This window comes from Streptomyces sp. Ag109_G2-15 (genome assembly GCF_900215565.1).
Lineage (GTDB): Bacteria > Actinomycetota > Actinomycetes > Streptomycetales > Streptomycetaceae > Streptomyces > Streptomyces diastatochromogenes.
Window position 1 is genome coordinate 1,108,930 of the sequence record NZ_OCNI01000002.1, and the last position, 26,489, is coordinate 1,135,418.

The window sequence follows — 26,489 nt, forward strand, 5'->3', positions numbered from 1 at the left end:
TCCCGTAGGTCGTGGGTGGGTTCGCGGGAAGCACCGGGGTGCTCAGTCGAGTTCGTCGACGAGGGCGAAGAGTTCCTCGTCCGTGGCTGATGCCAGGTCGTCGTCGGGGGTGCCGGCGGAGGGGCCGGCGGCCGTGTCGGCGGCGGCGAGGAGTGCGCGCAGCCGCTCGGTGATCCGGTCGCGGGCGTCGGGGTCCGCGGCGGCGGACTCGATGGCGCCCTTGAGCCGGGACAGCTCGTCCAACACCGGCGCGTCCGGGGTGCGTTCCTCGACGACGAGCTGTCCGGCGAGGTAGGTGGCGACGGCCTGGGGTGTGGGGTGGTCGTAGACCAGCGTGGTGGGCAGCCGCAGGCCGGTCTCCTTGCCGAGCTGGTTGCGCAGTTCGACGGCGGTCAGCGAGTCGAAGCCGAGTTCCTGCACGGGGCGGTCCGCCTCGATCGCGCTGGTGTCGGCGTGGCCGAGCACGGCGGCCACGCGGGAGCGCACGAGGTCGGTGAGCAGCCGGTCGCGTTCGTCGGCGGTGAGGGGGGCGAGCCGTTCGGCCAGCGTCGGGCCGTTCTCCTGCGCGCCGGCGGTGTGGGCCTGGGGCCTGCGGGCGGGGCCGCGGACCAGACCGCGCAGCACGGCCGGGACCTGGTCGCCGCTCTGCTCGCGCAGGGCGCGTACGTCGAGCCGGGTGACGGCGAGGACGCTCTCGCCGGCGGCGGGCGCGGCGTCGAGCAGGGCCAGGGCGTCGTCGGTGGCCAGCGGCAGCAGCCCGGAGCGGGCGAGGCGGCGCAGGTCGGCGTCCGCGAGGTGCCCGGTGATGGCGCTGGACTGCTCCCACAGGCCCCAGGCGAGGGACAGCGCGGGCAGACCGTGGGCGCGCCGGTGGGCGGCGAGGGCGTCCAGGAAGGCGTTGCCCGCCGCGTAGTTGCCCTGTCCGGCCGTACCGAGCAGACCGGAGACCGAGGAGAACAGGACGAAGGCGCTCAGGTCCAGGTCGCGGGTGAGGTCGTGCAGCTGCCAGGCGGCGTCCGCCTTCGGCCGCAGCACCGACTCCAGCCGCTCCCCGGTCAACCCCGCCACCGTGGCGTCGTCCAGCACACCAGCCGTGTGCACCACCGCCGACAACCGGTCACCGACCCGGCCCACCAACGCGGCCACCTGCTCCCGGTCCGCCACGTCACAGGCCTCGACACGCACCGACGCCCCCAACTCCACGAGTTCGTCGCGAAGTTCGGCCGCACCCGGGGCGTCCGGACCACGCCGGCTCACCAGCACCAGCTCCCGCACCCCGTGCACCTCGACCAGATGCCGGGCCAGGACGGCGCCCAGCGTGCCGGTGGCACCCGTGACGAGCACGGCGCCGTCGCCCCACGCCGGTGCGGGTTCCTCCGTCGTGGGCCTGATCCGGGCCAGCCGTGGCACCAGCATCTCGGTGTCGCGCAGGGCGAGTTGCGGCTCTCCGCTCGTCACGAGGGCGGGCAGGTCGGCGCCGAGTCGCTGCAGGTCATCGGTGTCGACGAGCTGGATCCGGCCGGGGTGTTCGGACTGTGCCGAGCGCAGCAGGCCCCACACGGGGGCGTGGACCAGGTCGGTCACGTCCTCCTGCGGTAGGGCGGCCACTGCACGGTGGGTGACCGCCACCAGCCGGGTGCCGGCGAGCCGCTCGTCGGACAGCCAGGCCTGGACGTCCGCCAGCGCGGCCCGCAGCGCGGCACCGGCCTTCTGCGGTACGGCAGCCGCGTCGACGCCGGTGGGCGCGGTGTACGGCAGGAGCAGGACGTCCGGCGCGGGTGCGCCCTCGTCCAGGGCGCGGCGCAGGGCGGCGAGGTCGGCGTAGCCGGTCAGGGAGTGACCTGCCGCACCGAGCCGGTCGGGCGTGCCGAGCACCGCCCAGCCGTCGGCCGTACCGTCCGTCGCCGGGGCGGGCAGCGGGGTCCAGTCGACCCGGAGCAGCCCGTCGGCCTGGGGTACGGCCGCGGTGAGCGCCTCTGCCGTGAGCGGGCGCAGGGTCAGTTCCCCGACGGTGGCGAGCGGGGTTCCGGTGTCGTCGGCGATGGTCAGCGCGACGACCGGTGTGCCGCCGGTGCGGCGGGTGAGCCGTACCCTCAGGGCGGTGGCGCCGGTGGCACGGACCTGGACGTCGGCCCAGGCGAACGGCAGCAGCGACGGTCCGTCCTCGCCCGCCACACCGGGCAGCAGGGCGTGCAGGGCGGCGTCGAGCAGGGCCGGGTGTACGGCGAACCGGCCTGCGTGGGTGCGCTGTTCGGCGTCGAGCGCGACCTCCGCGTAGAGGTCGTCGCCCGCGCTCCACAGGCGGCGCAGGTTGCGGAAGGCGGGCCCGTAGGCGTAGCCCTGCGCGGCGAGCCGGTCGTAGGCGCCGGTGAGGTCGGTCTCCGTCGCGCCGGGCGGGGGCCAGGCCGCGAGGGCGGCGCCGGGGGCCTGGGCGTCCTCGGGGCGCAGGGTGCCCTGGGCGTGCAGGGTCCAGTCGTCGGCCAGGTCGTGCTCCGGCCGGGAGTGGATCTGCAGGGGCCGGGTGCCGGTGGCGTCGGCGGGGCCGACGGTCACCTGGAGCTGGACGCCGCCGCGTTCGGGCAGGGTGAGGGGCGCGGCGAGGGTGAGGTCGCCGACCGTGGCGGCGCCGGTGCGCTCGCCGGCGGCGAGGGCGATCTCCAGCAGTCCCGTGCCGGGCACGAGGACCCGGCCCGCGACGGCGTGGTCGGCCAGCCAGGGGTGGGTGTGCGGGGAGAGACGCCCGGTGAAGACGCGTTCGTCGCGGTCGGCGAGGGGCACCTCGGCGCCGAGCAGCGGGTGACCCGCCGCCGTCAGTCCGAATCCGGCGGCGTCACCGACCGTGGCCGGGGCGTCCAGCCAGTACCGCTGCCGCTGGAAGGGGTACGCGGGCAGCGCGGTGGGCCGGGCGCCCGGGAACAGGGTGTCCCAGCGCAGCCGGGCGCCGCGTGCGCCGAGCAGGCCGAGCGCCGAGGTGAACGTCCGCGGCTCGGGGCGGCCCCGGCGCAGGGCGGCGGTCACGGCGCCGGGCTCGCCGGTCAGCGACTGCTGGACCAGGGCGGTCAGGACACCGTCCGGGCCGAGTTCCAGCCACTCCGTGACACCGTGGTCCTCCAGCAGCCGTACGCCGTCCAGGAAGCGGACCGTGCCGCGGATGTGCCGTGCCCAGTAGTCGGGCGAGGCCAGCTCCTCGGGTGTGGCGAAGGCGCCGGTGACGTTGGAGACGACCGGGATGCGGGGCGCGTGGTAGGTGAGGTCGGCGGCGACGGCGCGGAACTCCTCCAGCACCTCTGCCATGTGCGGCGAGTGGAAGGCGTGGCTGACCGCCAGGCGCCGGGTCCGCGCTCCGCGTCGCCGGAACAGCTCGGCGACTTCGTCGACGGTGTCGGCGTCGCCGGAGACGACCGTGGAGCGGGGCGAGTTGACCGCGGCCACGGCGATCCGGTCGCCGTACGGCGCGATGGCCGTACGTACCTCGTCCTCGGTGGCCTCGACGGCGGCCATGGCACCTCCCTCGCGGGCCGCCTGCATCAGCCGGCCGCGCTCGGCGACGAGGACGGCGGCCGACGGCAGGTCCAGGACGCCCGCGAGATGGGCGGCGGTGACCTCGCCGATGGAGTGGCCGAGCAGGTAGTCCGGGGTGAGGCCGTGGTGCTCGGCGAGCCGGAACAGGGCGGTCTCCACGGCGAACAGCGCCGCCTGCGTGAACGCCGTCTGGTCGAGCAGCGCCGAGTCCGCGGAGCCCTCGGGTGCGAACAGCACCGACTTCAGCGGCCGGACCAGCTCCCGGTCCAGGTGGGCGGCGACCTCGTCGAGGGCTGCGGCGAACACCGGGGAGGCGGCGTGGAGTTCGCGGCCCATGCCGAGCCGCTGTGCGCCCTGCCCGGTGAGCAGCACGGCGGTCTTGCCGGGCTGTCCGGCCGGGGCACGCAGGGCGGTGGGGCCGGTCTCGCCACGGGCGAGGGTGCGCAACCCGTCCAGGAGTCCGGCGCGGTCGGCGGCGACGACGTACGCCCGCTTGTCGTGCAGGGCGCGGGCGGTGGCCAGGGAGTGGCCGACGTCCGCGAGGTCCGCCTCGGGGTGGTCGGTGAGGTGGGTGAGCAGCCGTTCGGCCTGGGCGGCGAGGGCCGGCTCGGTGCGGGCGGACAGCAGCCACGGGGCACCCGTGCCGGGCAGTTCGCGCGCGGGTGCGGGCTTGTCCTGCTCGGGTTCCTCGATGATGACGTGGGCGTTGGTGCCGCTGATACCGAAGGAGGACACACCGGCCCGGCGCGGCCGGTCCGTGCGCGACCACGCCCGCTCCTCGGTCAGCAGCTCCACCGCACCGCTCGCCCAGTCGACCATCGGCGTCGGCTCGTCCACGTGCAGCGTCCTCGGCAGCACTTCGTGCCGCATCGCCTGCACCATCTTGATGACCCCGCCCACACCGGCAGCAGCCTGCGCATGCCCGATGTTCGACTTCAACGAACCCAGATACAGCGGCTGTTCGCGATCCTGACCGTAGGTGGCCAGCAGCGCCTGCGCCTCGATCGGATCCCCGAGCCGGGTCCCCGTGCCATGTGCCTCCACCACATCCACGTCCGCCGGACCGAGCTTCGCGCTGCTCAACGCCTGCCGGATCACCCGCTCCTGAGAGGGGCCGTTCGGCGCCGTAAGCCCATTGCTCGCCCCGTCCTGGTTCACGGCGCTGCCCCGCACCACCGCGAGCACTCGGTGACCGTTGCGGCGCGCGTCCGAGAGCCGCTCCACCAGCAGCAGTCCGACGCCCTCGGACCAGCCGGTGCCGTCGGCCGCCGCGGCGAAGGACTTGGACCGGCCGTCCGGGGCCAGGCCCCGCTGCCGGGAGAACTCGATGAAGACGTGCGGTCCGGCCATCACGGTGACACCACCGGCGAGGGCGAGGTCGCACTCGCCGTTGCGCAGCGCGTTCGCCGCCAGGTGCAGCGCGACGAGGGACGAGGAGCAGGCGGTGTCCACGGTGACGGCGGGGCCCTCCAGGCCGTACATGTACGACAGCCGGCCGGAGATCACGCTGGAGAGGTTCCCGGCGAGCAGGAAGCCCTCGTACTCCTCGGGGCTCGCGGCGAGCCGGGACACGTAGTCGTCGTACATGGCGCCGACGAAGACGCCCGTGCCGGAGCCGCGCAGGCCGGTCGGGTCGATCCCGGCGCTCTCGAAGGTCTCCCACGCGGTCTCCAGCAGCAGCCGGTGCTGCGGGTCCATGGCGGTGGCCTCGCGGGGCGAGATGCCGAAGAACTCGCGGTCGAACAGGTCGGCGTCGTGCAGGAAGCCTCCGTGCCGTACGTAGGAGGTGCCGGTCCGCTCGGGGTCGGGGTCGTAGAGGGCGTCCAGGTCCCAGCCGCGGTTGCCGGGGAAGCCGGAGACGGCGTCTCCCCCCTCGGCGACCAGCCGCCACAGGTCCTCCGGGGAGCCGATCCCGCCCGGGTAGCGGCAGGCCATGCCGACGATCGCGATCGGCTCGTCCGCCGCGGCACGCACCGGCCGGTCAACGGCGCCGCCGGCGGCGGAACCGGGCAGCCGGGACAGCAGCAGGTTCGCGACGGCCTCGGGCGAGGGGTGGTCGAAGACGACGGTGGCGGGCAGCCGCAGGCCGGTCGCCGCGTTCAGCCGGTTGCGCAGCTCCACGCCGGCGAGCGAGTCGAAGCCGATGTCCTTGAAGGCGCGCCGGGGGTCGAGGCGCTGCGGGTCGGTGTGGCCGAGGACGCCGGCGACCGTGCCGCGCACCAGGTCGAGCACGCTCTCCCGGCGCTGTTCCTCGGGGAGCGCGGCCGTACGTGCGGCCCAGTCGCCGCTGTCGCCGCTGGCCGCCGCGACCGCGGCGCGCCGGGGTCGGGTGCGGACCAGGCCGCGCAGGACGGCGGCGGGCTCGGTGCCGGCCGCGTGCAGGGCGGGCAGGTCGAGGGCGGCGGGAACACTGAGGGCGGGCGCGCCGGTGAGCGCGGCGTCGAACAGGGCGAGGCCCTGCTCGGGGGTCAGCGGCCGGATACCGGCCCGGGTCCACCGGGCCAGGTCGGACTCGGCGAGGGAGGCGCCCATGCCGTGGGTGGCGTCCCACAGGCCCCAGGCGAGGGACAGCGCGGGCAGGCCCTGGGCGCGCCGGTGGGCGGCGAGGGCGTCCAGGAAGGCGTTGCCCGCCGCGTAGTTGCCCTGTCCGGCCGTACCGAGCAGACCGGAGACCGAGGAGAACAGGACGAAGGCGCTCAGGTCCAGGTCGCGGGTGAGGTCGTGCAGCTGCCAGGCGGCATCCGCCTTCGGCCGCAGCACCGACTCCAGCCGCTCCCCGGTCAACCCCGCCACCGTGGCGTCGTCCAGCACACCAGCCGTGTGCACCACCGCCGACAACCGGTCACCGACCCGGCCCACCAACGCGGCCACCTGCTCCCGGTCCGCCACGTCACAGGCCTCGACACGCACCGACGCCCCCAACTCCACGAGTTCGTCGCGAAGTTCGGCCGCACCCGGGGCGTCCGGACCACGCCGGCTCACCAGCACCAGCTCCCGCACCCCGTGCACCTCGACCAGATGCCGGGCGAACAGGGCGCCGAGACCGCCGGTACCGCCGGTGACCAGGACCGCGCCGGTACCGAGCCGGGCGGTGGCCGGGGTGGTGCCGGTGGTACCGCGCACCAGGCGAGGTGCGCTGAATACGCCTTGGCGCAGGGCGAGTTGGGGCTCTGCGGCGGCGAGGGCGGCGGCCAGCAGCGGGTCTTCGACGGGCAGGTCGGTGTCGGTGTCGAGCAGCACGATCCGGCCGGGGTGCTCGGACTGTGCGGACCGCGCGAGGCCCAGGACGGGTGCGGCGGCCAGGTCCGGTACGGCCTCGCCGGGCACGGTGGCGACCGCGCCGCGGGTGACGACGAGCAGCCGTGCGCCGTCGAGCCGGGGGTCGGCGAGGAAGCGCTGGAGCAGGTCCAGGAAGGCGGTGACCGTTCGGTGCGCGGCGGCAGGCAGCTCGTCCGCTCCGGCACCGGCGATGCGCTCGGCACGGACCAGGTCGAGTCGCTCGGGACGGACCAGTAGGACGTCCGCCTCCGGCAGGTCGTCGCCCGTCACCTCCGCGACGCGCAACACCCCTGCGGCGGGCGTCGGGACCGGCGTCCACCTGACCTCGTACGGTGTGTCGTCGCGGCCGGTGGCGGAGGCGGCCAGGCGGTCCGCCGGGATGGGGCGCAGGGACAGGGCGTCCAGGGAGACGACAGGGGCTCCGGCCGGGTCGACGGCCGTCAGCGTGTACGTGTCGGGGCCGGCCGGGGTGATGCGGACCCGCAGCGAGGTCGCGCCGGTGGCGTGGATTCGGGTGCCGGTCCACGCGAACGGCAGCCGGATCCCGTCGGCCGCCGTGCCGTCGGCGGCGTGCAGCACCAGCGGATGCAGCAGGGCGTCGAACAGCGCGGGGTGGAGTCCGAACCGCTCGGCCGCCGCATGCTGTTCGGCGGGCAGCGCGACCTCGGCGTACAGGTCGTCCCCGGCCCGCCACAGGCCGGTCAGGCACTGGAACGCGGGGCCGTACCCGTAGCCGAGCGCACCGAGGCGGTCGTACACCCCGTCCAGGTCCTGGGCGGTGGCCCCGGCGGGCGGCCACGGGCCGGGCAGGGCCGGGGCGTTGCCGCCGTCGGCCGCGTGGGCGGCCCCGAGGACGCCGGTGGCGTGCCGGGTCCACTCCTCCGGGGCGCCGGCGGCGGTCTCGGGCCGGGCGTGGACGGTGAAGCTCCGCTCGCCGGACGGTCCGGGGGCGCCGACGGCGACCTGGACGCGTACCGGGGTGTGCTCCGGCAGGACCAGCGGGGACTCCAGGGTCAGCTCTTCGACCCGGTCGGTGCCGGTGTGGCCGGCCGCTGCGAGGGCCAGTTCGAGGAAGGCGGTGGCGGGCACCAGGACCGTGCCGCCGATGGCGTGGTCGGCGAGCCAGGGGTGGGTGTCGGTGGAGAACCTGCCGGTGAGCAATACGTCGTCGCGCCCGGCCAGGTCGACGGCGGTGTGCAGCAGCGGGTGCCCGGCCGGATCGAGGCCGAGGGCGCGCGTGTCGGACGGGCTCTCGGGCGCGAGCCAGAAGCGGCTGCGCTGGAAGGCGTACGTCGGCAGGTCGACCCGCCGTCCGCCGGGGTGGAAGGTGGTGCCGTCCAGCGGGGCCCCGTGCGCCCAGGCGCGGGCCAGCCCGCCGGTGAGGGTGTCGGGCTCGGGGTGGCCCGCCCTCATCAGTGGTACGGCCGTGACGTCGTCGCCGAGGGCGGAGCGGGTGAGTGAGGTCAGCACCGGGTCGGGGCCGGCTTCGACGAAGACGGTGGCGCCCAGCCGCGAGAGGGTGCGGACGGCGTCGAGGAAGCGCACCGGCCGGCGGATCTGGTCCGCCCAGTAGCCGGGCGAGGTCAGCTCCGCGACGGTGGCGACCTCGCCGGTGACGGTCGAGACGAGGGGGATGCGCGGCACGTGGAAGGTGAGGCTCTCGGCGACCGCGCGGAACTCGTCCAGGACGTCGTCCATGTGCGGCGAGTGGAAGGCGTGGCTGACCTGGAGCCGGCGGGTACGGCGGCCGCGGGCGCGCCAGCGCTCGGCGAGGTCCGCGACGGCGTCCTCGTCGCCGGACACCACGACGGAGGCGGGCCCGTTGACCGCGGCGAGCGCGAGCCGTCCGGTCAGCTCATCCAGATCGGCGGCGAGTTCGGTCTCGTCGGCCTCGATGGCGACCATGGCGCCGCCGGCCCGGGCGGACTGCATCAGCCGGCCGCGCGCGGCGACCAGCCGGGCGGCGTCGGGCAGCGTGAGCACGCCCGCCACCTGGGCGGCGGTGACCTCGCCGATGGAGTGTCCGGCCAGCAGGTCGGGCATCAGGCCGTGGTGTTCGGCGAGCCGGAACAGCGCGGTCTCCACCGCGAACAGCGCGGGCTGGGTGTACGCGGTGGCGTGCAGCAGCGTGGCCCGGGGGCTGTCGGCGGCGGCGAACAGCACGTCGTGCAGCGGGTGTTCGAGGTGCGGGTCGAGGGCGGCGCAGGCCTCGTCCAGCGCGGCGGCGAACACCGGGGAGGCGGCGTGGAGTTCGCGGCCCATGCCGAGCCGCTGTGCGCCCTGCCCGGTGAACAGGACCGCGGTACGGCCCGCACCGGCGGCGCTGCCGTCGATCACGGCGGGCGACGGCTCGCCCGCGGCGAGCGCGTCCAGTGCGGCCGTCAGCTCCTCGGGCGTACTGCCGGTGAGCACGGCCCGCTCGGACAGGTCGGTGCGGGTGGCGGCGAGGGAGTGGCCGATGTCGGCGGGCAGGGCCGTGCCGCCGGCCACGTGGGCACGCAGCCGTTCGGCCTGGGCGGAGAGTGCTTCCCGGCTGTGCGCGGACAGCAGCCAGGGACCGGCCGAGTCAGGCGCGTCGGGCGCGGGCTTCTCCGGCTCGGCTTCCTCGATGATGACGTGGGCGTTGGTGCCGCTGATACCGAACGACGACACAGCGGCCCGGCGCGGCCGGTCCTTGCGCTGCCAGGCACGCTCCTCGGTCAGCAGCTCCACCGCACCGCTCGCCCAGTCGACCATCGGCGTCGGCTCGTCCACGTGCAGCGTCCTCGGCAGCACTTCGTGCCGCATCGCCTGCACCATCTTGATGACCCCGCCCACACCGGCAGCAGCCTGCGCATGCCCGATGTTCGACTTCAACGAACCCAGATACAGCGGCTGTTCGCGATCCTGACCGTAGGTGGCCAGCAGCGCCTGCGCCTCGATCGGATCCCCGAGCCGGGTCCCCGTACCGTGTGCCTCCACCACATCCACATCCGCCGGACCGAGATGCGCGTCGTGCAGGGCCTGGCGGACGACCCGCTCCTGGGACGGGCCGTTCGGCGCCGTCAGTCCGTTGCTGGCGCCGTCCTGGTTCACGGCACTGCCCCGCACCACCGCGAGCACCCGGTGGCCGTTGCGGCGCGCGTCCGACAGGCGCTCGACCACGAGCAGTCCGACGCCCTCCGACCAGGAGGTGCCGTCGGCCGCCGCGGCGAAGGACTTGGACCGGCCGTCCGGGGCCAGGCCCCGCTGCCGGGAGAACTCCACGAACATGCCGGGCGACGACATCACGGTGACGCCGCCGGCCAGGGCGAGTGTGGTCTCGCCGGAGCGCAGGGACCGGATCGCCAGGTGCAGGGCGACGAGCGACGAGGAGCAGGCGGTGTCGACGGTCACGGCTGGGCCGATCAGGCCCAGTTGGTAGGCGATACGGCCGGACAGGACGCTCGGGGTGGTGCCGGTCAGCACATGGCCCTCGACGGTGTCGGGGGCCTCGTGCATCCGGGGCCCGTACTCCAGGGCCGTGGCGCCGACGAAGACGCCGGTGCGGGTGCCCTTCAGGGCGGCGGCGTCCAGACCGGCCCGCTCCATGGCCTCCCAGGCGGTCTCCAGCAGCAGGCGCTGCTGCGGGTCCATGGCGAGGGCCTCGCGGGGCGAGATACCGAAGAACTCGTTGTCGAAGAGGGGGGCGTCGCGCAGGAAGCCGCCCTCGCGGACGGTGCTGTGGCCGCTCGCGGTGGCATCGCCGTCGTAGAGGCCGGGGTCCCAGCCGCGGTCGGTGGGGAAGCCGGAGACGGCGTCACCGCCCTCGGCGACCAGCCGCCACAGGTCCTCCGGAGAGCCGATCCCGCCCGGGTAGCGGCAGGCCATGCCGACGATGGCGATCGGCTCGTCGGACTCGGCGGCCGGCGGCAGGTCGTCGTCCTGTTCGGTTCCGGTCAGCAGGGTGTCGAGGTGGTCGACGAGGGCGGCCGGGGTGGGGTGGTCGAAGAGGAGGCCGCTGGGCAGCCGCAGGCCGGTGGCGGTGGACAGCGCGTTGCGCAGCTCGACCGACATCAGGGAGTCGAAACCGAGGTCCTTGAAGGTGCTGTGGGCCTCGACCCGGCGGCCGTCGGGGTACTCCAGGACCGCGGCGATCCGGGCCAGGACGAGGGCCGTGGTGTCGGCGCCGGGCAGCGCGACCGGTGCCGGCCGGGATGCGGGCTCGGCTGCCGCCGGCGGGGTCTCGGCGGGGAGGGCAGCGGTGCGGGCGGTGCCGGTGATCCAGTAGGGCTCGCGCTGGAAGGCGTAGGTGGGCAGGGCGGCGCGTCGGCCGCCGGTGCCGGCGTGGACGGCCGTCCAGTCGATGTCCGTGCCGCGTACGAACGCCGTGGCGAGCGAGGTGAGCAGGGTGCGCGGCTCGGGCCGGCCGGCGCGCAGCGTGGCCAGCGGCAGCGTCGAATCGGTGTCCGGCAGGCAGTCGGCCGCCATGGGTGCGCAGACGGCGTCGGGGCCCAGCTCCAGGAGGGTCACCGCGCCCTCGGCGGCCAGGGCGCGTACGGCGTCCAGGAACCGGACCGGGCGGCGCACCTGCTCGACCCAGTAGTCGGGGGACGTCCACTGGCCGGCCTCGACGGGACGGCCGGTCACCGTGGACACGGCCGGGATGCGCGGCTCGTGGAAGGTGAGTCCGGCGACTACGCGGCGGAAGTCCTCCAGCATCGGGGTCATCAGCGGGGAGTGGAAGGCGTGCGAGACGGTCAGCCGGCGGGTGCGGCGGCCGTCCGCGGCGAGTTGCTCCGCTATCCGGGTGACGTGCTCCTCGGTGCCGGACAGGACGACGGAGCGGGGCCCGTTGACGGCGGCGACGGCGACCTCGTCCGCGTGCGCCGCGAGCAGTGGCAGCACCTCCTCCTCGGCGGCCTCTACGGCGACCATGGCACCGCCGGCCGGCAGTCGCTGCATCAGCCGGCCGCGGGCGGCGACCAGCCGGGCGGCGTCCGGCAGGGACAGCACGCCCGCGACGTGCGCGGCGGCGATCTCGCCGATGGAGTGGCCGGCGACCAGGTCGGCGGTCACACCCCAGGAGGCCAGCAGCCGGTGCAGGGCGACCTCGACGGCGAACAGCGCGGGCTGGGTGTACCCGGTGTCGTCCAGGCCGTCGCCGGAGTCGATCACCTCGGCGAGCGGGCGGTCCAGCAGCGGATCGAGTACGGCGCACACCTCGTCGAAGGCGGCGGCGAACTCCGGGAAGGCGACGCGCAGTTCGCGGCCCATGCCGAGGCGCTGGGCGCCCTGCCCGGTGAACAGCAGCGCGGTCCGGCCGGGCCGGACGGTTCCGGTGACCACGTGGGCCGCGGCCGTACCTGCGCCGAGCGCGTCGAGCCCGGCCAGCATGGCGTCCCGGTCGGCGCCGAGGACGACGGCGCGGTGCGCGAAGACCGTCCGGGTCGCGGCCAGCGACCAGCCGACGTCCACGGGACGCGGGGCGGTCTCGCCCTCGACGGCGGCCCGCAGCCGCCGCGCCTGTGCCCGCAGGGCGTCGTCGCCGCGGGCCGAGACCAGCCAGGGCCGCAGTACGGCGCCGGACTCGGCGGGCTGTCCGGCCGGGCCGGCCGTCTCCCGTGCCGTGGCCGGTGCCTCCTGGAGCACCACGTGGACGTTGGTGCCGCCCATGCCGAAGGACGACACGCCCGCGATCAGCGGCCGGTCGGGCGTGGGCCAGGCCGAGAGGTCGCTCTGGACTTCCAGGCCGAGGTCGGCGAGCGGGATGGCCGGGTTCGGCGTCGCGAAGTTGAGGCTCGGCGGCAGGCTGCGGCGGCTGACCGCCAGCACGGTCTTGACCAGGCCCGCGATGCCCGCCGCGCCCTCCAGGTGGCCGATGTTGGTCTTCACCGAGCCGACCCGCAGCGGCGCCCCACCGGCCCGGTCGCCGCCGAGCACCGCGCCGAGTGCGGCGGCCTCGATCGGGTCGCCGACCGGGGTTCCGGTGCCGTGGAGTTCGACGTACTGCACCTGGGCGGGGTCGACGCCGGCCCGCTCGTACGCCTCGCGCAGCACCTGTTCCTGGGTGGCCTGGCCGGGGACGGTGAGGCCGGGGGTGGAGCCGTCGTTGTTGACGGCGCTGCCGCGGACGACGGCGAGGACCGGGTCGCCCTCGGCGAGGGCGCGGGCGAGCGGCTTGAGGACGACGGCGGCGCCGCCCTCGCCGCGGACGAAGCCGTTGGCGCGGGCGTCGAAGGTGTAGGTGGTGCCGTCCGGGGACAGGCCACCGAACCGCTCCTGCGCCACCGCGCCCTCGGCGAGCAGGTTGAGGTTGACGCCCGCGACGATCGCCGCGTCCGCCTCGCCGGCCCGCAGCGACTCGCAGGCGAGGTGGACGGCGACCAGCGACGAGGACTGGGCCGAGTCCACGGTGAGGCTGGGGCCCTGGAGCCCGAGGTGATAGGACACCCGGTTGGCGATGACCCCGCGGTTGACCCCGGCCATGGTGTGCTGGGTGACGGCGGCGGCGCCGTGCTGGTAGAGGAGGGCGGCGTAGTCGTCGCGCAGCGTGCCGACGAACACCGCGGTGCGGCTGCCGCGCAGCGCGGCGGGCACGATGCCGGCGTGTTCCAGCGCCTCCCAGGCGAGTTCCAGCACGAGCCGCTGCTGCGGGTCCATGGTGACGGCCTCGCGCGGGGCGATGCCGAAGAAGGCGGCGTCGAAGGTGTCGACGCGGTCGAGGAAGCCGCCGCGGCGCGGGCCGGGCGCAGTGTCCCCGGGTGCGCTCTCGTCGGTCGCGGACCGCAGCCGGCCCTCGGGTGGTGGCGTGATGGCGTCGGTGCCGGTGCGCAGCAGCTCCCAGAGAGCCTCGGGGCCGTCGGCACCGGGCAGGCGGCAGGACAGCCCGACGACCGCGATCGCCTCCGCCTCGCCGCGGGTGAAGGGGGATTCGGACTGGTGCTGATTCGTCATCGTGCTCGACTGCCTTTCCGACGGAATTGCCAAGACCTGCCGGGACTCTCCAGAGCGTGTGGCGCACCGGGCGGGCCGATCGTAGGCAGGGGATTCTCACCCGCCCCTCAGTAATCGCCCTCAATCCAGTAATTCTGTTTACGGCGAGGCCGGTTGATTACCGCACGATGGGCCGGCGCAGAGCAGCACCGCATAGTTTCCGTAGCGGAAATTCCCGGACGCCGACTACCGAGAAGGCAGGTCGACTCTTCCCATGTCTCAGCTGCTGGAGAACCTGGAAAAGCACACCGCGCAATACGTCGAGGCATTCAACGCCGGCGACTTCGAGACCCTGGACGCCTTCTACACGGAAGAGGCAGTGGCGGTCTGGGAGCCCGGAGAGCCGCTCACGGGCCAGGCCCGGCGGGACTACCAGCGGGAGTTCCTCGCCCGCAGGCCGAAGATCTCCACGACGACCCGGCAGTCGTTCGTGACCGGCGACACCGCGCTGCTGATCGTCGACTGGGTCATCGACACGGTCGACGACCAGGGTGCCCCGGAGCGCCTGACCGGCACGGGCGTGGACGTCCTGCGGCTCGGCGAGGACGGCATCTGGCGCTACGCGGTGGACGACCCGTACGGCCAGGACTGACCCGCCGCACCCCGCCCACGACGCGCCGCGGCGCGCTCGGCGCACCTCACGTCCCTTCCGTTGCACTCATCCCACAGAGAGGCGGGCCGGTCCCATGGCCTTCGACTTCAGTACCGACTTCGACCCCGAGAACCCCGACCTCACCGACGACACCGAGATACAGAACGAGATCTTCCTGCAGGCGTTCAACTCCGGTGACGGGGCGCTGTTCAACCGCCTGTACCGCGAGGACTCGATCTCCAACTTCTCCGGCGAGCCGCTCACCGGTGCGGCCCGGCTGGCGTTCTTCAAGGAGTTCCTGGCCCCGAAGCCCTCGCTCAAGGCGGAGGTCACGCACGCGCACGTCGCCGGGGACGTCGCCCTGATCGGTGTGAAGTACAGCATCGACACCACCGGTGAGGACGGCGAGCCGGTCCATCTGGAGGGCGTCTGCACCGACGTCCTGCGGCGGGGCGAGGACGGCCGCTGGCTGATGTCCATCGACCGTCCGGTGGCCGCCACCGGCCTGGTGGCGGAGTAGGCGGCATCCCGAGGCGCGGTGTGCCCCCGGGAAGGCGACTTCCCGGGGGCACACCGGCGGGCCCTGGTTTGAACACGCAGTTTTCCTGAACCGTTGTGACGAGGAGAAAGACCCATGGCCACCGAAGAAGAACTCGCCTCCGTCCTCGACGGGGTGCGCGCCGCCGTACCGGCCCTGCGCCACAACGGGCAGGAGAGCGAACGGCGCCGCTGGATCGTCGAGGAGAACATCCAGCTGCTGGAGAAGGCCGGCGTCTTCCGCGCCGCGGTGCCGAGGACCTACGGCGGGCTCGACCTGGACGCGGCCCAGCAGGCGCGGGTGGTGTCCGAGGTGGCGCGCGGCTGCCCGTCCACGGGCTGGCTGACCATGGTGTGGCTGACCAGCGCCTGGTGCGTCAGCCTCTATCCCGACCGGGCCCAGGAGGAGGTCTTCGCCGGCGGCTCCACCCGGGTGTCGATCGTGTTCGCGCCGACCGGCACGCTGCGGCCGGTGGAGGGCGGCTACCGGCTCACCGGTACCTGGCGGTTCAACTCCGGGGTGCGCGGGGCCGACTGGGATCTGCTGGCCGGGGTGGTGGAGCAGCCGGACGGCTCGCACCAGGAGCTGGTCGCGCTCGTACCGACCGGTGAGCTGACCCTGGACGACGACTGGCAGGTCTCCTCCGGCGCCGGCACCGGCAGCGTCACGGTCACGGCCGACGACCTGTTCGTACCGGCGTACCGCACGGTGCCGCTGGAGGAGGCGATGGTCAGCGCCACCGGCGACCGCGCCAACACCGGGGCGACGGGCCGCAACTACGGCCTGCTGGGCTACATCCTCACCAACGTGGCGGCGGCCCTGACCGGCATCGCCCAGGGCGCGTACGAGCTGTTCCTGGAGCGGGTGCCCGGCCGCGGCATCACCTACACGGACTGGACCGACCAGCGGGAACACCCGGTCACCCAGCAGCACCTGGCCGTCGCCGCCAACAAGATCGAGGCCGCCCGGGCGCTGAACGAGCGCTGCCTGGAGGTGCTCCAGCGGGGGGCCGACGCCGGCGAGCAGCCCACCGACGAGGAGAAGGCCGTCATCCGGGGCCGCACGGCGTACGCCGGTCAACTGGCCAAAGAGGCGGTCGAGTCGCTGTACGCGGCCAGCGGCGGTTCGGTGATCCGCACCGAGGTGGACCTGCAGCGCTTCCACCGTGACATCCAGGGCTTCTCCCTGCACGCCCTGGTCCAGCTCGGGGCGAATCTGGAGGTGCAGGGCAGGGTGCTGATGGGGCTTGAGCCCGGCACGTACTTCCTCTGACCTTCCTCCGGCCCTCCGCCGATCCGGCGAGGGCCGTCCCGACGACGGGGACCGGTGCGGCGGTCCCCGTGCGGGCGTGCGGTGTCCCCCGCGCCGGCACGCCGAAGGGCCCGGACCGCTTTCCGCGGTCCGGGCCCCTGCCCTTTCCGGGCTACGACTGCTTCGGCGAGCTGCGCTCCGGGCCGCGGAACAGCTCGATCATCGCGGCGTAGCTGTTGCCGCCGAGGCCCCGGGCGATGGCGCGTTCCATCAGGGTGTGCACGAAGCGCGGCAGTTCGGCGTCGACGCCCTGCGACCGGCTCTCGTGCAGCAGGTGCGCCAGCGCGCCGAAGTGCACCTCCAGCGTCGCGTCCCGGGCGGGGTAGGTCCCGTCCCCGGCGTCGATCTGCCCGGCATAGTCGGTGGCGAACAGCTTGACGGCGTCCACCCACTTGACCGCCCAGGGCAGGAACTCCGACGCCTTGACGTGCGCGGTGGCCAGCAGGGCGGCGCCGTGCAGGAAGCTGTTCAGCGTGCCCCACATGATGCCGAGCAGCGCCACGTCGTACAGCGGCGCGAGGCCGTGGTCCTCGCCGAGGTGTGTGGTACCGCCGCCGAGCAGCCGCAGCGTCTGAGCGTGCCGTGCGTAGGCCCGCTCGGGCCCGGCGTAGAAGAACACCGAGTCCTCGGCGCCCACGCCGGCCGGTACGGTCATGATCGCGCCGTCGAGGTAGTCGAAGCCCGCCCGGTGGGCCCAGTCCGCGTTCGCGCGGGCCTGGTCGGAGGAGCCGGAGGTCAGGTTGGCCACGACCCGGCCCGCCAGCCGGTCGGTCACCGGGTCCAGTACGGCGTGCAGGACGTCGTTGTCCGACACGCACACGACGATCAGCTCGGCGGCCGTGACCGCCTCGGCAGGTGTGGCGGCACGCAGCGCGCCCTGCGCCACCAACTCGTCCGCTTTGCCGGCCGAGCGGTTCCACACCGTGGTCGGATGACCTCCCTTCAGGAACGCGGCTGCCAGCGCGTGGCCCATCAGCCCCAGACCGATGACGGTCACCGGTGAACGATCCTTGTCCGCCATGAAGACTCCGTTTCCTCGACGTGGAAAATGCGCCGGGTCATCAAAACAAGGGCGGCGAACAGACGGTTCACCCTCGGGGAATTCCCCGGTCTGGGCCCGGTCATCGGTGGTTCACGGGAACGGCAGCCATAACGCGCGAGCGGATTCCCGGCCGGTGCCCCCGGGGAAAACGGGGTCATTCGGCGGCGGGTGCCACCCGGCCGAACCGGCCGTCGACGAAGAGCAGCCCTCCGCCTTCGGCGACCTGGCCCGCCCCGAGTACGGTGCCGATGAAGATGGTGTGGTCACCGAAGGCGTGCGCGTCCGTCAGCTCGCACTCCAGCCACGCCAGCGCACCGCCCAGCAGCGGGGCGCCGGTGTGCCGACCCGGGGTCCAGGCCACCCCGTCGAACTGGGCGGCGCCCAGCGTGCGCTTGCTGTTCGCGAAGTGCCGGGCCAGATCCTCCTGTTCGGCGTCGAGTATGTTGACGGCGAAGCGTCCCGCCGAGGACAGCGCGCCGTGCATCACCGCGCTGTGTCCCACGCTGCACAGCACCGAGGGCGGTTCGAGGGACACCGAGCTGAAGGCGTTCGCCGTCATCGCGTGCAGCTGTGACCCGCCCACGGTGATCACGGTGACTCCGGTGGCGAAGCGCGCCATCACGGTGCGCAGCACGGCGGGAGTCACCGCGTCCAGGGCGGGCGGGGAGGCGGACAGGGCGTCGAGGTCAGCGGGCGCGGAATTCATTCCGTATTCTCCGATCCTTTTCGCGGGGCGCTCTCAGGCCCTGCCGTTGGCCGACCAGGGCCCGCTTTCGTCAACGTACCGTCGGGAATCCGGCAGTCCGTCATCCGCCGGTAATCGCCTGCTCCCGCCCGTCGCTCACGCGTGCTCGGGTCCGGCCGAAGAGCCGCCGATGACCGGCCGCTGACCAGAACGGCGCAATCTGAACCCATGGACACCAAGAACTCCGCGGCCGAGGGCCCGGAACTGGCCGAGCCGTATCTGCGGGAAGTGCTGGGCACGGCCGGGCTGGCCGTCGAGTACGTGCGGGCCGAGGGCAACACGCTGTACCGGCGCGGCGAGGACGGCGGCGAGATCCCGGTCGCCGACTTCGCCGGCGGCTACGGTTCGGTGCTGCTCGGCCACAACCACCCTGCCCTGGTCGCCTGCGCCCGGGAGCTGCTCGACGTGGGGACGCCCGTGCACGCGCAGTTCTCCCGGCACCCCTACGCCAACCGTCTCGCCGCCGAGCTGAACCGGATCGTGCATCGCGAACTCGGCTCCACGGAGCCCTACTTCGCCATCTTCGCCAACACCGGAGCGGAGGCCGTGGAGGCCGCCGCCAAGCATGCCGAACTGGACCGGGTGCTGCGGATCGCCACACTGCGCGAGGAACTGGAGCGCTCGGCGGACCGGGCACGGGCGGCGGTCGCCGCCGGCGAGGCCGAGTTGCCGGCCCGGATCCGCACCCGCTTCGGGATCCCCACCGGACCCGGGACGGCCGCCGCCCTCGCCGAGTTGACGGCACGCCTCACCGCCGAGAACACGGCCCGGTTGAACCGGCCGCCGCTGTTCCTGGCGCTGGAGGGCGGCTTCCACGGCAAGCTGGGCCTGAGCGTGCAGCTCACCCACAACGCGGCCTACCGCACGCCGTTCCAGGCGCTCGCCGCGCAGGCGCGGTTCGTACCGCGGGACCGGCCCGAGGTGCTGAAGGAGATCCACGCACAGGAACGGGGCGTCGTGCACGCCCTGGAGGTGACGGACGGTCACGTGGACGTCGTGGAGCGGGAGTTCCCGGTGTTCTGCGCCTTCCTGGTGGAGCCGATCCAGGGCGAGGGCGGCATACGGGTGCTCGGCGCCGAGTTCGCGGAGGCGATCCAGCAGTTCTGCGCGGAGACCGACGTCCCGCTGATCGTGGACGAGATCCAGAGCGGCATGGGACGTACGGGCACGCTGCTGGCCTCGGCGCAGACCGGCCTGGTGGGCGACTACTACACGCTGGCCAAGACGCTCGGCGGCGGGCTGGCCAAGACGTCGGTGATGCTGGTGCGCGAGGCCCGCTACCGGCGGGAGTTCGAGATCGTGCACAGCTCGACCTTCGCCAAGGACAGCTTCTCCTGCACCATCGCCCTGAAGGTGCTGGAGCTGCTGGAGGCCGACGGCGGGGCCGGCTACCGCCGGGCCGTGGAGCGCGGTGCGGCCCTGCGGGCGGTGCTGGAGTCCGTCCGCGCCGACTTCCCCGACGTGGTGAAGGAGGTCCGGGGCAAGGGACTGATGCTCGGACTGGAGTTCCACGACCAGAGCGGCTCCGCCTCCGAGTCGGTGCGTTCGCTGGCCGTCAGCGGGCTGTTCGGCTACTTCCTGGCCGGCCACCTGCTGCAGGTGCACGGGGTGCGCACCTTCCCGACGGCGAGTGCGGTCGAGACGCTGCGCTTCGAGCCGTCCGTACAGGTATCGGACGAGGAGATCGCGCAGCTGGAGGCGGGCCTGCGGGACGTGTGCCGGCTGCTGCGCGACGGAGACGGCACCCGGCTGGCGGGAGCGGTGGCCGGCTGACCCCCGGACACCGGCAGCGACCCCGGCCCGTGCCCGCACCTCGGCGCCAGCTACCGCCCGGCCGATCTCATTGCATTGACGTTACCGTCCTTTGGGAACACAGGGATTGACATGATCGGTCCGGGTCGGGTGACGACCGGGCCGAGGGAGGAAACGGGGGAGACGTCATGGAGTTCCGTCTACTGGGACCACTCGAGGTGGAGGGGCCGTCGGGGCTGGTGGCTCTCGGCGGCACCCGGCAGCGCGCGGCACTGGCCTATCTGCTGCTGCACGCGGGCGAGGTGGTGCCCACCCGGCGCCTGCTGTCGGCGGTGTGGCCGGCGGAACGGGTGCCGGGCACGGCACGCAAGATCCTGCAGAACGCGATCTGGCGGCTGCGGCGGACGCTCGCCGTGCCTGGCGAGGCGCAGGCTGCCCAGCTGGTGACCCAGGCGCCCGGATATGTGGTGCGGGTGCCGCCGGAACGGATCGACCTGCTGCGGTTCGAGCGGCTGGCGGCACAGGGCCGAGCGGCCCTGCTGACCGGTGAGCCCGCCCGGGCCCGCGGGGCGCTGCGCGAGGCGCTCGCGCTGTGGCGCGGCCCCGCCCTGGCGGATCTCGCCGAGGCCGGCACGGTGTGGCCGGAGCTGGCCGGGCTGGAGCAGAAGCGGCTCGACGTCATGGAGGACTGCTTCGAGGTCGAACTCCTGTGCGGCCAGCACCAATCGGTTCTGCGCGACCTCGACGCCTTCGTACGGGCCGAGCCGTTGCGCGAGCGGGCCTCGGGCCAGTTGATGCTCGCCCTGTACCGCAGCGGGCGCCAGGCCGACGCGTTGCACGTCTACGCCCGCATTCGCACCGCCCTGGTCGAAGGCCTCGGTCTGGAGCCGGGCCGCGAGATGCAGCGCCTCCAGTCGGCCATCCTCGCCCAGGACCCCCAACTGAACCTGCCCGGCCCACCGTACGGCACCGGCCCGGACTCCCCGCCGGCCCCCGCCTTCGGCACCGGCCCGGCTTCCTTACCGTACGGCGCCGGCCCCGGCACAGCTCCTGCCCCTGCCCCCGTCTCGGGCGACGGTCTGGCTCCGGCACCGGGAACGGGATGGGCTTCCGGCGTGGATGCCGGACCGGGTTGGGCTCAGGGCACCGGAACAGATTGGGCCCGGGGCACGGGGCCGGCATCCGCCCAAGGCACCCGACCGGGTTGGACTCAAGACACCGGACCGGCATCCACCCAAGGCACCGAACCGGCATCCGTGCGAAGCCCCGTGCCCGTCACCGAACCGAACGCCGGCCCCGCCGTCGGACCAGGACCCGCCTTCCTTCCCGGCCGTGGAGCGGACCCCGCCCCGGACACCGAAGCAGCGCGCACCCCGGGCACCGGAGCCGCCGCCGACCTCGGCGCCGGAGCAACCCCTTGGCCGGACTACGGAACAACCCCTGCGCCGGACACCGGAGCAACCCCCGGGCCAGACACCGGACCGGCCCTCGGACCACGCACCGGACCAGCCCCCAGCCCGCCCACCGCCCCTCGCACCGCCTCCGGCCCCCTCCACGACGCCGCGCCGGCGAGCGGACCGGGCGCTGCTCCCCCGCCGGCCGCCGGCACCGCCGTATCCCCGGCGGGAGACCCTTCCCGCACCGGGACCGGCACCTCACCCGACACCCCCGCCCCCGCGTTCACCCCCTCCCCCTCCCCCGACGGCCGAGGCGGTGCCTACCGGTCCGGCTCTGTGCTGATGATCCGCTTCGGTCTGGGTACGGAGTTCGACGATCTGCCGGCCGGGGACATCGACCGTGTCCTGGACACCGTGTGCGAACTGGCGCGGGAGGAGATCGAGAAGTCGGGCGGGTGCGCGGCATGGTCGATAGGGTCCGTGCTGCTCAGCCTGTTCGAGGAGGAGCCCGGCCGGGACGGCTGCGCGGAGCGGGCCGTGCGGGCGGCGCTCGCGGTCCGGGACTGCCTGAGCATCCCCGCCTCGCCGCTCGCCCCGCCCACCTCGGTGATCAAGGGGCTTTCGGTGCACGCGGCGGTGACGACGGGGACGGCGTACGTGTGCCGGTGGCCGTCCTCCGGCGCGGCCGGTGACGATCCCTGGATCAGCGGTGAACTCGTCGACACCTGCGAGGCGATGCTGTGCCTGACCCCGCCGGCCGAGATCCATGTCTGCGACGAGACCCGGAGCCGTACCGAGGGCGCCGTCAGCTACCACCGGTTGTCCGCCGCGACGGCGACCTGGCAGGTGCGCGCGCTCCGGCCCGGCGCCGAGGGGGACGGCCCCTGCTACGAGCGGGACTCCGAACTCGACCTGATGACCGGCTTCCTGAGCCGGGCCCGGCAGCGCTCCACCCCGCACCTGATCTCCGTTCTCGGCCACTCGGACCTCGGCCGCACCCGGCTTCTGATGGAGTTCCACCGCAGGATCGCCGAGACCGCCCCCGACCCGGTACGGGTCCTGAACGGCACGGTCACCGCGGGCGGCGACGTGCTGGCCGTACCGGCCGAGATGCTGGCCGCCTGCTGCGGCATCACCCGCCAGGACGATCCCGCGACGGCCGACCGCAAACTCGCCTCCGCGCTACGCGGGCTCGCCGACGCCGGCACCGCCGCCGAACTGCTGCCCGCGCTGCGGTCGCTGCTCGCCGGGCGCCACCGCGGCGCGGACGAGCGGGACCGGCTGCTGGCCGCCTGGCGCCGGTTCATGGCGCCGACCGCGCGCCGCGGGCCGCTGGTGCTGATCTGGGACGGCCTGCACCAGGCGGACGACGCCCTGCTGGACGCCGTGGAGCAGCTCTGCGCCGACTGCCCGGACGCGCCGCTGCTGGTCGTGGTCGGAGCGCACGACGATCTGCTCGGCGCCCGCCCGGCCTGGTCCGGTGTCGCGCAGCAGGCGATGACCCTGCGCCTCGCGCCGCTCGCCGAGGACGCGCTGGACCGACTGCTGCGGTCGGTGTTCCTGTCCGAGGCGGACGGCGACGCGGCGTGAGCGCCTGCGCTGCTTCGGCCGGGGCCCGTCGATCGTCTGGAAGACACTCGACGGGCCCCGGCCCTGAGCAGGATTGGCGAAACCCGCCGCGGTGAGGCGCTATCTGCCGTCGACCGTCTGCGGCGCCGTCGTGGCTGGTCGCGCAGTTCCCCGCGCCCCTCCGGGGCGCTCCGCCCAGACCTCGGCGGCGGCACCGGGCAGCCGCTGCAGGGTGAGGGTCACGCTGTGCCGCAGGCCGGTGCCCCACAGGGGCCTGCGGGCCAGCAGGCCGCCGGGCCGGGCGCACACCAGGATGAGCAGCGGCACGTCCTGCGGCAGCGACGCGAGCTTCTCCACGAGGCCGAGTACGGCGTCGTCGGCGGCGTGCGCGTCGTCCACGCAGAGCACCAGCGGCTGTTCCCGGGCCAGCAGCACGAGCAGCTCGCACCAGGCCTCGTACGCCTCGGCCTCCTGGTCGGAGGCGTCGTGCGGCCGGCCGGGGCTGAGCCGCCGCAGCAGCCGTTCCGCGGTCTCGCTGCGGCCGGCGACCCGGTGCACGACGTCGGTGAGCCCGCGGTCGTCGGTGTCGGACAGGGGCAGCCCGCAGCAGGCCCGCAGCACGTCGCACAGCGTCCACGAGGCCCGGTCCCCGCCGCGCACCCGCACCACCCGGACCGCCTCGCCCTGGATGCTCCGGACGAAGTCGGCGAGGAAGCGGGTCCTGCCCACGCCCGGTTCACCGAGGATGGTGACCAGGTGCGGGGCGTCATGGCGCCGGGAGCGGGTCAACAGGCTTTTCATCATGACCAGTTCGGCCTCGAAGCCGCCGGACGGGTCGGGCAGGGCGACGGCCTCGCCGGCCGTGCGCAGCCCGGCGACGGCCCGTACCCGGGGCCGTTCGGTCGGCACTTGCCGGACCAGGCCCACGGTGTCCTGCACGGCCTCGCCGTCGAGGTGGATCGCGCCGGACGGCACCGTGGCGAGGAGGGTGCGTGCCTCGTCGACGAGACGGCCCACGACCCGTACGGGCGCGGCGCCGTCGTAGGGGTTCCAGCGCACGAGGGCCTCGCCCGCCGACACCACCGCGTGCCAGCGGGGCCCGGGGACCTGGCTGAGCCGGGCGCGCAGGGCCACCGCGGCGCGCACCGCGCCCTGCGCTGCCTCGGCCCGGTCGGTGTCCAGCCCGAACACCGCGACCCAGACCCGGCCGAGCGACCCGGCGACGGTGCCGCCGAACTCCTCGACACAGTCGGCGACCGCGGCCACGGCGTCGTACAGCGTGTGGGACTCCCCCGGACCGGCGGCGGGCGTCTCGGCGGTACGGGCGCCGACCAGCAGGACGGCGACCGACCTGCGCTCGGTGTGCGGGGCCGGTGCCCGGTGCGCGACCCGCTCCGGGACGGCCGCCCGAGCCGCCTCGCCCCGCACGGGGACCGCCCGAGGCGGCGCGGGCGGCGCGGGCGCGGGCCGCTCGGTCGGCGCAGGCTGCTCGGGCCGTGTGTGCACGGCGGGTGGCGCGGGCGCGACCGTGGCCGGCGGGGCCAGCGCGGGATCGTGGGTGAGGATGTTCTGCTGGAGCAGCTGTAGTTCACGGGAGGGTTCCAGGCCGTGCTCCTCGACCAGAGCCCGTCGTACCCGGCTGAAGACGTCGAGCGCCTCGGCCTGCCGGCCGCAGCGGTACAGGGCCAGCATCAGCTGGCCGCACAGCCGTTCCCGCAGCGGCTCCTCCTCGGCCAGGGAGACCAGCTCGCCCAGGACGGAGTAGTGGTGGCCGCTGCGCAGTTCGGCCTCGAAGCGGTCCTCCATCACGTCCAGCCGGAGCTGGCTCAGCGCGGTCAGTTCGGGCCAGTCGGTGCCCGCCTCGGCGAGGTCCGCGAGCGCCGGTCCGTGCCACTCCTCCAGCGCCGCGCCGAGCAGCCGGGCGGCATCCGCGGGGCGGCCGGCGGACAGCTGGGCGCGCCCTTCGGCGACCCGGCGGTTGAAGCGGTGCAGGTCCACCTGTTCGGGGTCGAGTCGCAGCACGTATCCCGGTGCCTGGGTGACCAGTTCGGGGCCGCGGTCCACGGCGCTCTCCTCGGCGAACAGGGCGCGCAGGCCCCACACCGCGTTCTGCACGATCTTCCGGGCGGTGGTGGGACGGTTCTCGTCAGGCCACAGCGCGCCCAGCAGTTCGCTGGTCGCCACCACCCGGTTCGCCCGCAGCAGGAGCAGCCCCAGCACCGCCCGCTGCTTGTGTCCCCCGAGGGCCAGCTTGCGCTCCCCCGTCGACGCCTCCAACGGGCCCAGAACCCGGAATTCCACTGCTTCCCCCTGTCGATGGACTCAAGCGGCTCCTCAGGACAGCGGTCACCTGGTCCAGCCGCTCGCTCAGATAGAAGTGGCCCCCTGCGAAGACCAGAACCTCGTCGTCCTGTCGCGTCTGCCGTGCCCAGCCGGCCACCGACGCGACCGGTACGACCGGGTCCGCATCGCCGACGAGCACGGTGACGGGGGTGTTCAGCGCGGGACCGGGCTGCCAGCGGTACGAGGCGAGGGCCCCGTAGTCGGCGCGCAGCGCGGGCAGCACCATGTCGAGCAGTTCCGGGTCGTCCAGCACGGAGGCGTCGGTGCCTCCCAGCTTCCGGACCGCGGCGAGGATGGCCGCGTCGTCCGGGAGCCGGTCGTGCGGGTCCGGTGTCGGGCCGGGCGCGCCGCGCCCGGACAAGAACAGACGCACGGGTGGCGGCACGGATCCGTCGTCGAGGATCCGCGCGGTCTCATAGGCGACGAGTGCCCCCATGCTGTGGCCGAAGAACGCGTACGGCTGCTGCGTGTTCGGCCTGAGCGCCTCGGCTATGCGGGCGGCGAGCCCGAGGATGCCGTCCGCGGGCGGCTCGGCGCGCCGGTCCTGGCGGGCCGGGTACTGGACGGCGAGGACGTCGAGTGTCCCGGAGAGCTTCCGCGACAGCGGGGCGTAGGCGGTGGCCGAGCCGCCCGCGTGCGGGAAGCAGATCAGCCGACAGGCCGCGGGCAGCGGCTCGCCGAACCGCCGGAACCACCTGGTGTCCATGGATGTGTCACTCCTCCGCGCGGGCGGGGTACGAGTACGTGTACGGCTCACGAGCACGGGCCCGGCGCAGGGCGCGCGCCCACCAGTCGAGCCGGTCGAGCATGGCGAGGGCGTCCCGGCGACAGTCCTCGGTGTCGAGGAACTGCCCCTCGGAGCCCCAGCGCTCCTGGTAGTTGTCGAAGCTGACGGTCTCCGGGACGGTGACCGCGTGGGACTCGGCGAAGACCTGCCGGAGCTGGGCGACCGCCCACAGCCCGCCGGACGGCCCGCCGTAACAGACGAAGCCCACGGGCTTGGCGTGCCATTCGCTGTCGTACCAGTCGATCGCGTTCTTCAGGGCCGCCGGGTAGCCGGAGCGGTGCTCCTGCGTCACCACGGCGAACGCGTCGGCGGCGGCGAGCCACGGGGACAGGTCCCGCACCGCGGACGGCCGCGGCACCGCGGGGTCGGCGGTCATCAGGTCCGGCAGCCAGGCCGTGGCCAGGTCGATGACGTCGACCTCGAAGTCGCTGCGCAGCCGGGCGCGGGTCGCGAGCCACTCGGCGGCCGCCAGTCCGAAGCGGCCCTCCCTGGCCGCGCCGACGAGGATCACCAGCCGCAGCCGGTCGTCGCCGTCGTCCATCCCCGCTCCTCCAGCCCCGATCGTCCGGTTCTCAAGCACCTCGACCACTGTGCGGCATATGCCTTCGGGAACGCTTCGGGTCTCCTTACGGTCGCGCTTCGGACGCTTACGGCTGTC

11 protein-coding genes are annotated in these 26,489 nt (G+C 74.2%); 5 read left to right on the top strand and 6 right to left on the bottom strand.

Going from position 1 to position 26,489, the window contains the following annotated elements; all coding sequences use genetic code 11:
- Positions 1 to 42: 42 nt before the first annotated feature.
- Positions 43 to 13,716: a type I polyketide synthase gene (locus tag CRP49_RS41465; RefSeq protein ID WP_097258521.1), complete on the bottom strand. Its 13,674-nt coding sequence runs from the start codon at positions 13,714 to 13,716 to the stop codon at positions 43 to 45.
- Positions 13,717 to 13,969: 253 nt separating this feature from the next.
- Here CRP49_RS41465 and CRP49_RS41470 point away from each other — a divergent pair, with 253 nt between their 5' ends.
- From CRP49_RS41470 to CRP49_RS41480, 3 genes are all read left to right on the top strand, one after another.
- A complete protein-coding gene (locus tag CRP49_RS41470) occupies positions 13,970 to 14,347 on the top strand; it encodes a nuclear transport factor 2 family protein (protein ID WP_094222468.1) in 378 nt (125 codons plus the stop codon).
- Positions 14,348 to 14,441: 94 nt separating this feature from the next.
- On the top strand, positions 14,442 to 14,867 hold the full coding sequence (locus tag CRP49_RS41475) for a DUF4440 domain-containing protein (protein ID WP_097258522.1): 426 nt from the start codon (positions 14,442 to 14,444) through the stop codon (positions 14,865 to 14,867).
- A gap of 114 nt (positions 14,868 to 14,981) precedes the next feature.
- Positions 14,982 to 16,157, top strand: a complete 1,176-nt coding sequence (locus CRP49_RS41480) for an acyl-CoA dehydrogenase family protein (protein ID WP_097258523.1) — start codon at positions 14,982 to 14,984, stop codon at positions 16,155 to 16,157.
- A 151-nt stretch (positions 16,158 to 16,308) separates the two neighbouring features.
- Here the strand turns inward: CRP49_RS41480 and CRP49_RS41485 are convergent, their stop codons facing one another.
- Together CRP49_RS41485 and CRP49_RS41490 are read right to left on the bottom strand one after the other, a co-directional pair.
- Positions 16,309 to 17,217 carry an NAD(P)-dependent oxidoreductase gene (locus CRP49_RS41485; protein ID WP_097258524.1) on the bottom strand — a complete coding sequence of 303 codons (909 nt, stop codon included), beginning with the start codon at positions 17,215 to 17,217 and terminating at the stop codon, positions 16,309 to 16,311.
- A gap of 175 nt (positions 17,218 to 17,392) precedes the next feature.
- Complete coding sequence (locus CRP49_RS41490; RefSeq protein WP_097258525.1) at positions 17,393 to 17,944, bottom strand: flavin reductase family protein; 552 nt, start codon at positions 17,942 to 17,944, stop codon at positions 17,393 to 17,395.
- Positions 17,945 to 18,151: 207 nt separating this feature from the next.
- On the opposite strand from CRP49_RS41490, the gene CRP49_RS41495 reads away from it, so the two are divergent.
- Together CRP49_RS41495 and CRP49_RS41500 are read left to right on the top strand one after the other, a co-directional pair.
- Positions 18,152 to 19,756, top strand: coding sequence for an aspartate aminotransferase family protein (locus CRP49_RS41495; protein ID WP_097258526.1), 1,605 nt, complete (start codon positions 18,152 to 18,154; stop codon positions 19,754 to 19,756).
- A gap of 167 nt (positions 19,757 to 19,923) precedes the next feature.
- Positions 19,924 to 22,722 carry a BTAD domain-containing putative transcriptional regulator gene (locus CRP49_RS41500; protein WP_097258527.1) on the top strand — a complete coding sequence of 933 codons (2,799 nt, stop codon included), beginning with the start codon at positions 19,924 to 19,926 and terminating at the stop codon, positions 22,720 to 22,722.
- Between the two features lie 99 nt (positions 22,723 to 22,821).
- On the opposite strand, the gene CRP49_RS41505 is transcribed toward CRP49_RS41500, so the two are convergent.
- From CRP49_RS41505 to CRP49_RS41515, 3 genes are read right to left on the bottom strand one after another with little or no spacing between them, the layout of a single operon-like run.
- A complete protein-coding gene (locus tag CRP49_RS41505; RefSeq protein WP_180360581.1) occupies positions 22,822 to 24,921 on the bottom strand; it encodes a BTAD domain-containing putative transcriptional regulator in 2,100 nt (699 codons plus the stop codon).
- Positions 24,848 to 25,750, bottom strand: coding sequence for a thioesterase II family protein (locus CRP49_RS48670; protein ID WP_097258529.1), 903 nt, complete (start codon positions 25,748 to 25,750; stop codon positions 24,848 to 24,850). Before CRP49_RS48670 ends, CRP49_RS41505 begins: the two co-directional genes overlap by 74 nt.
- 7 nt (positions 25,751 to 25,757) lie before the next feature.
- Entirely contained in the window at positions 25,758 to 26,372 is a 615-nt protein-coding gene (locus CRP49_RS41515) for an NADPH-dependent FMN reductase (RefSeq protein ID WP_097258530.1), read from the bottom strand.
- Positions 26,373 to 26,489: the final 117 nt, after the last annotated feature.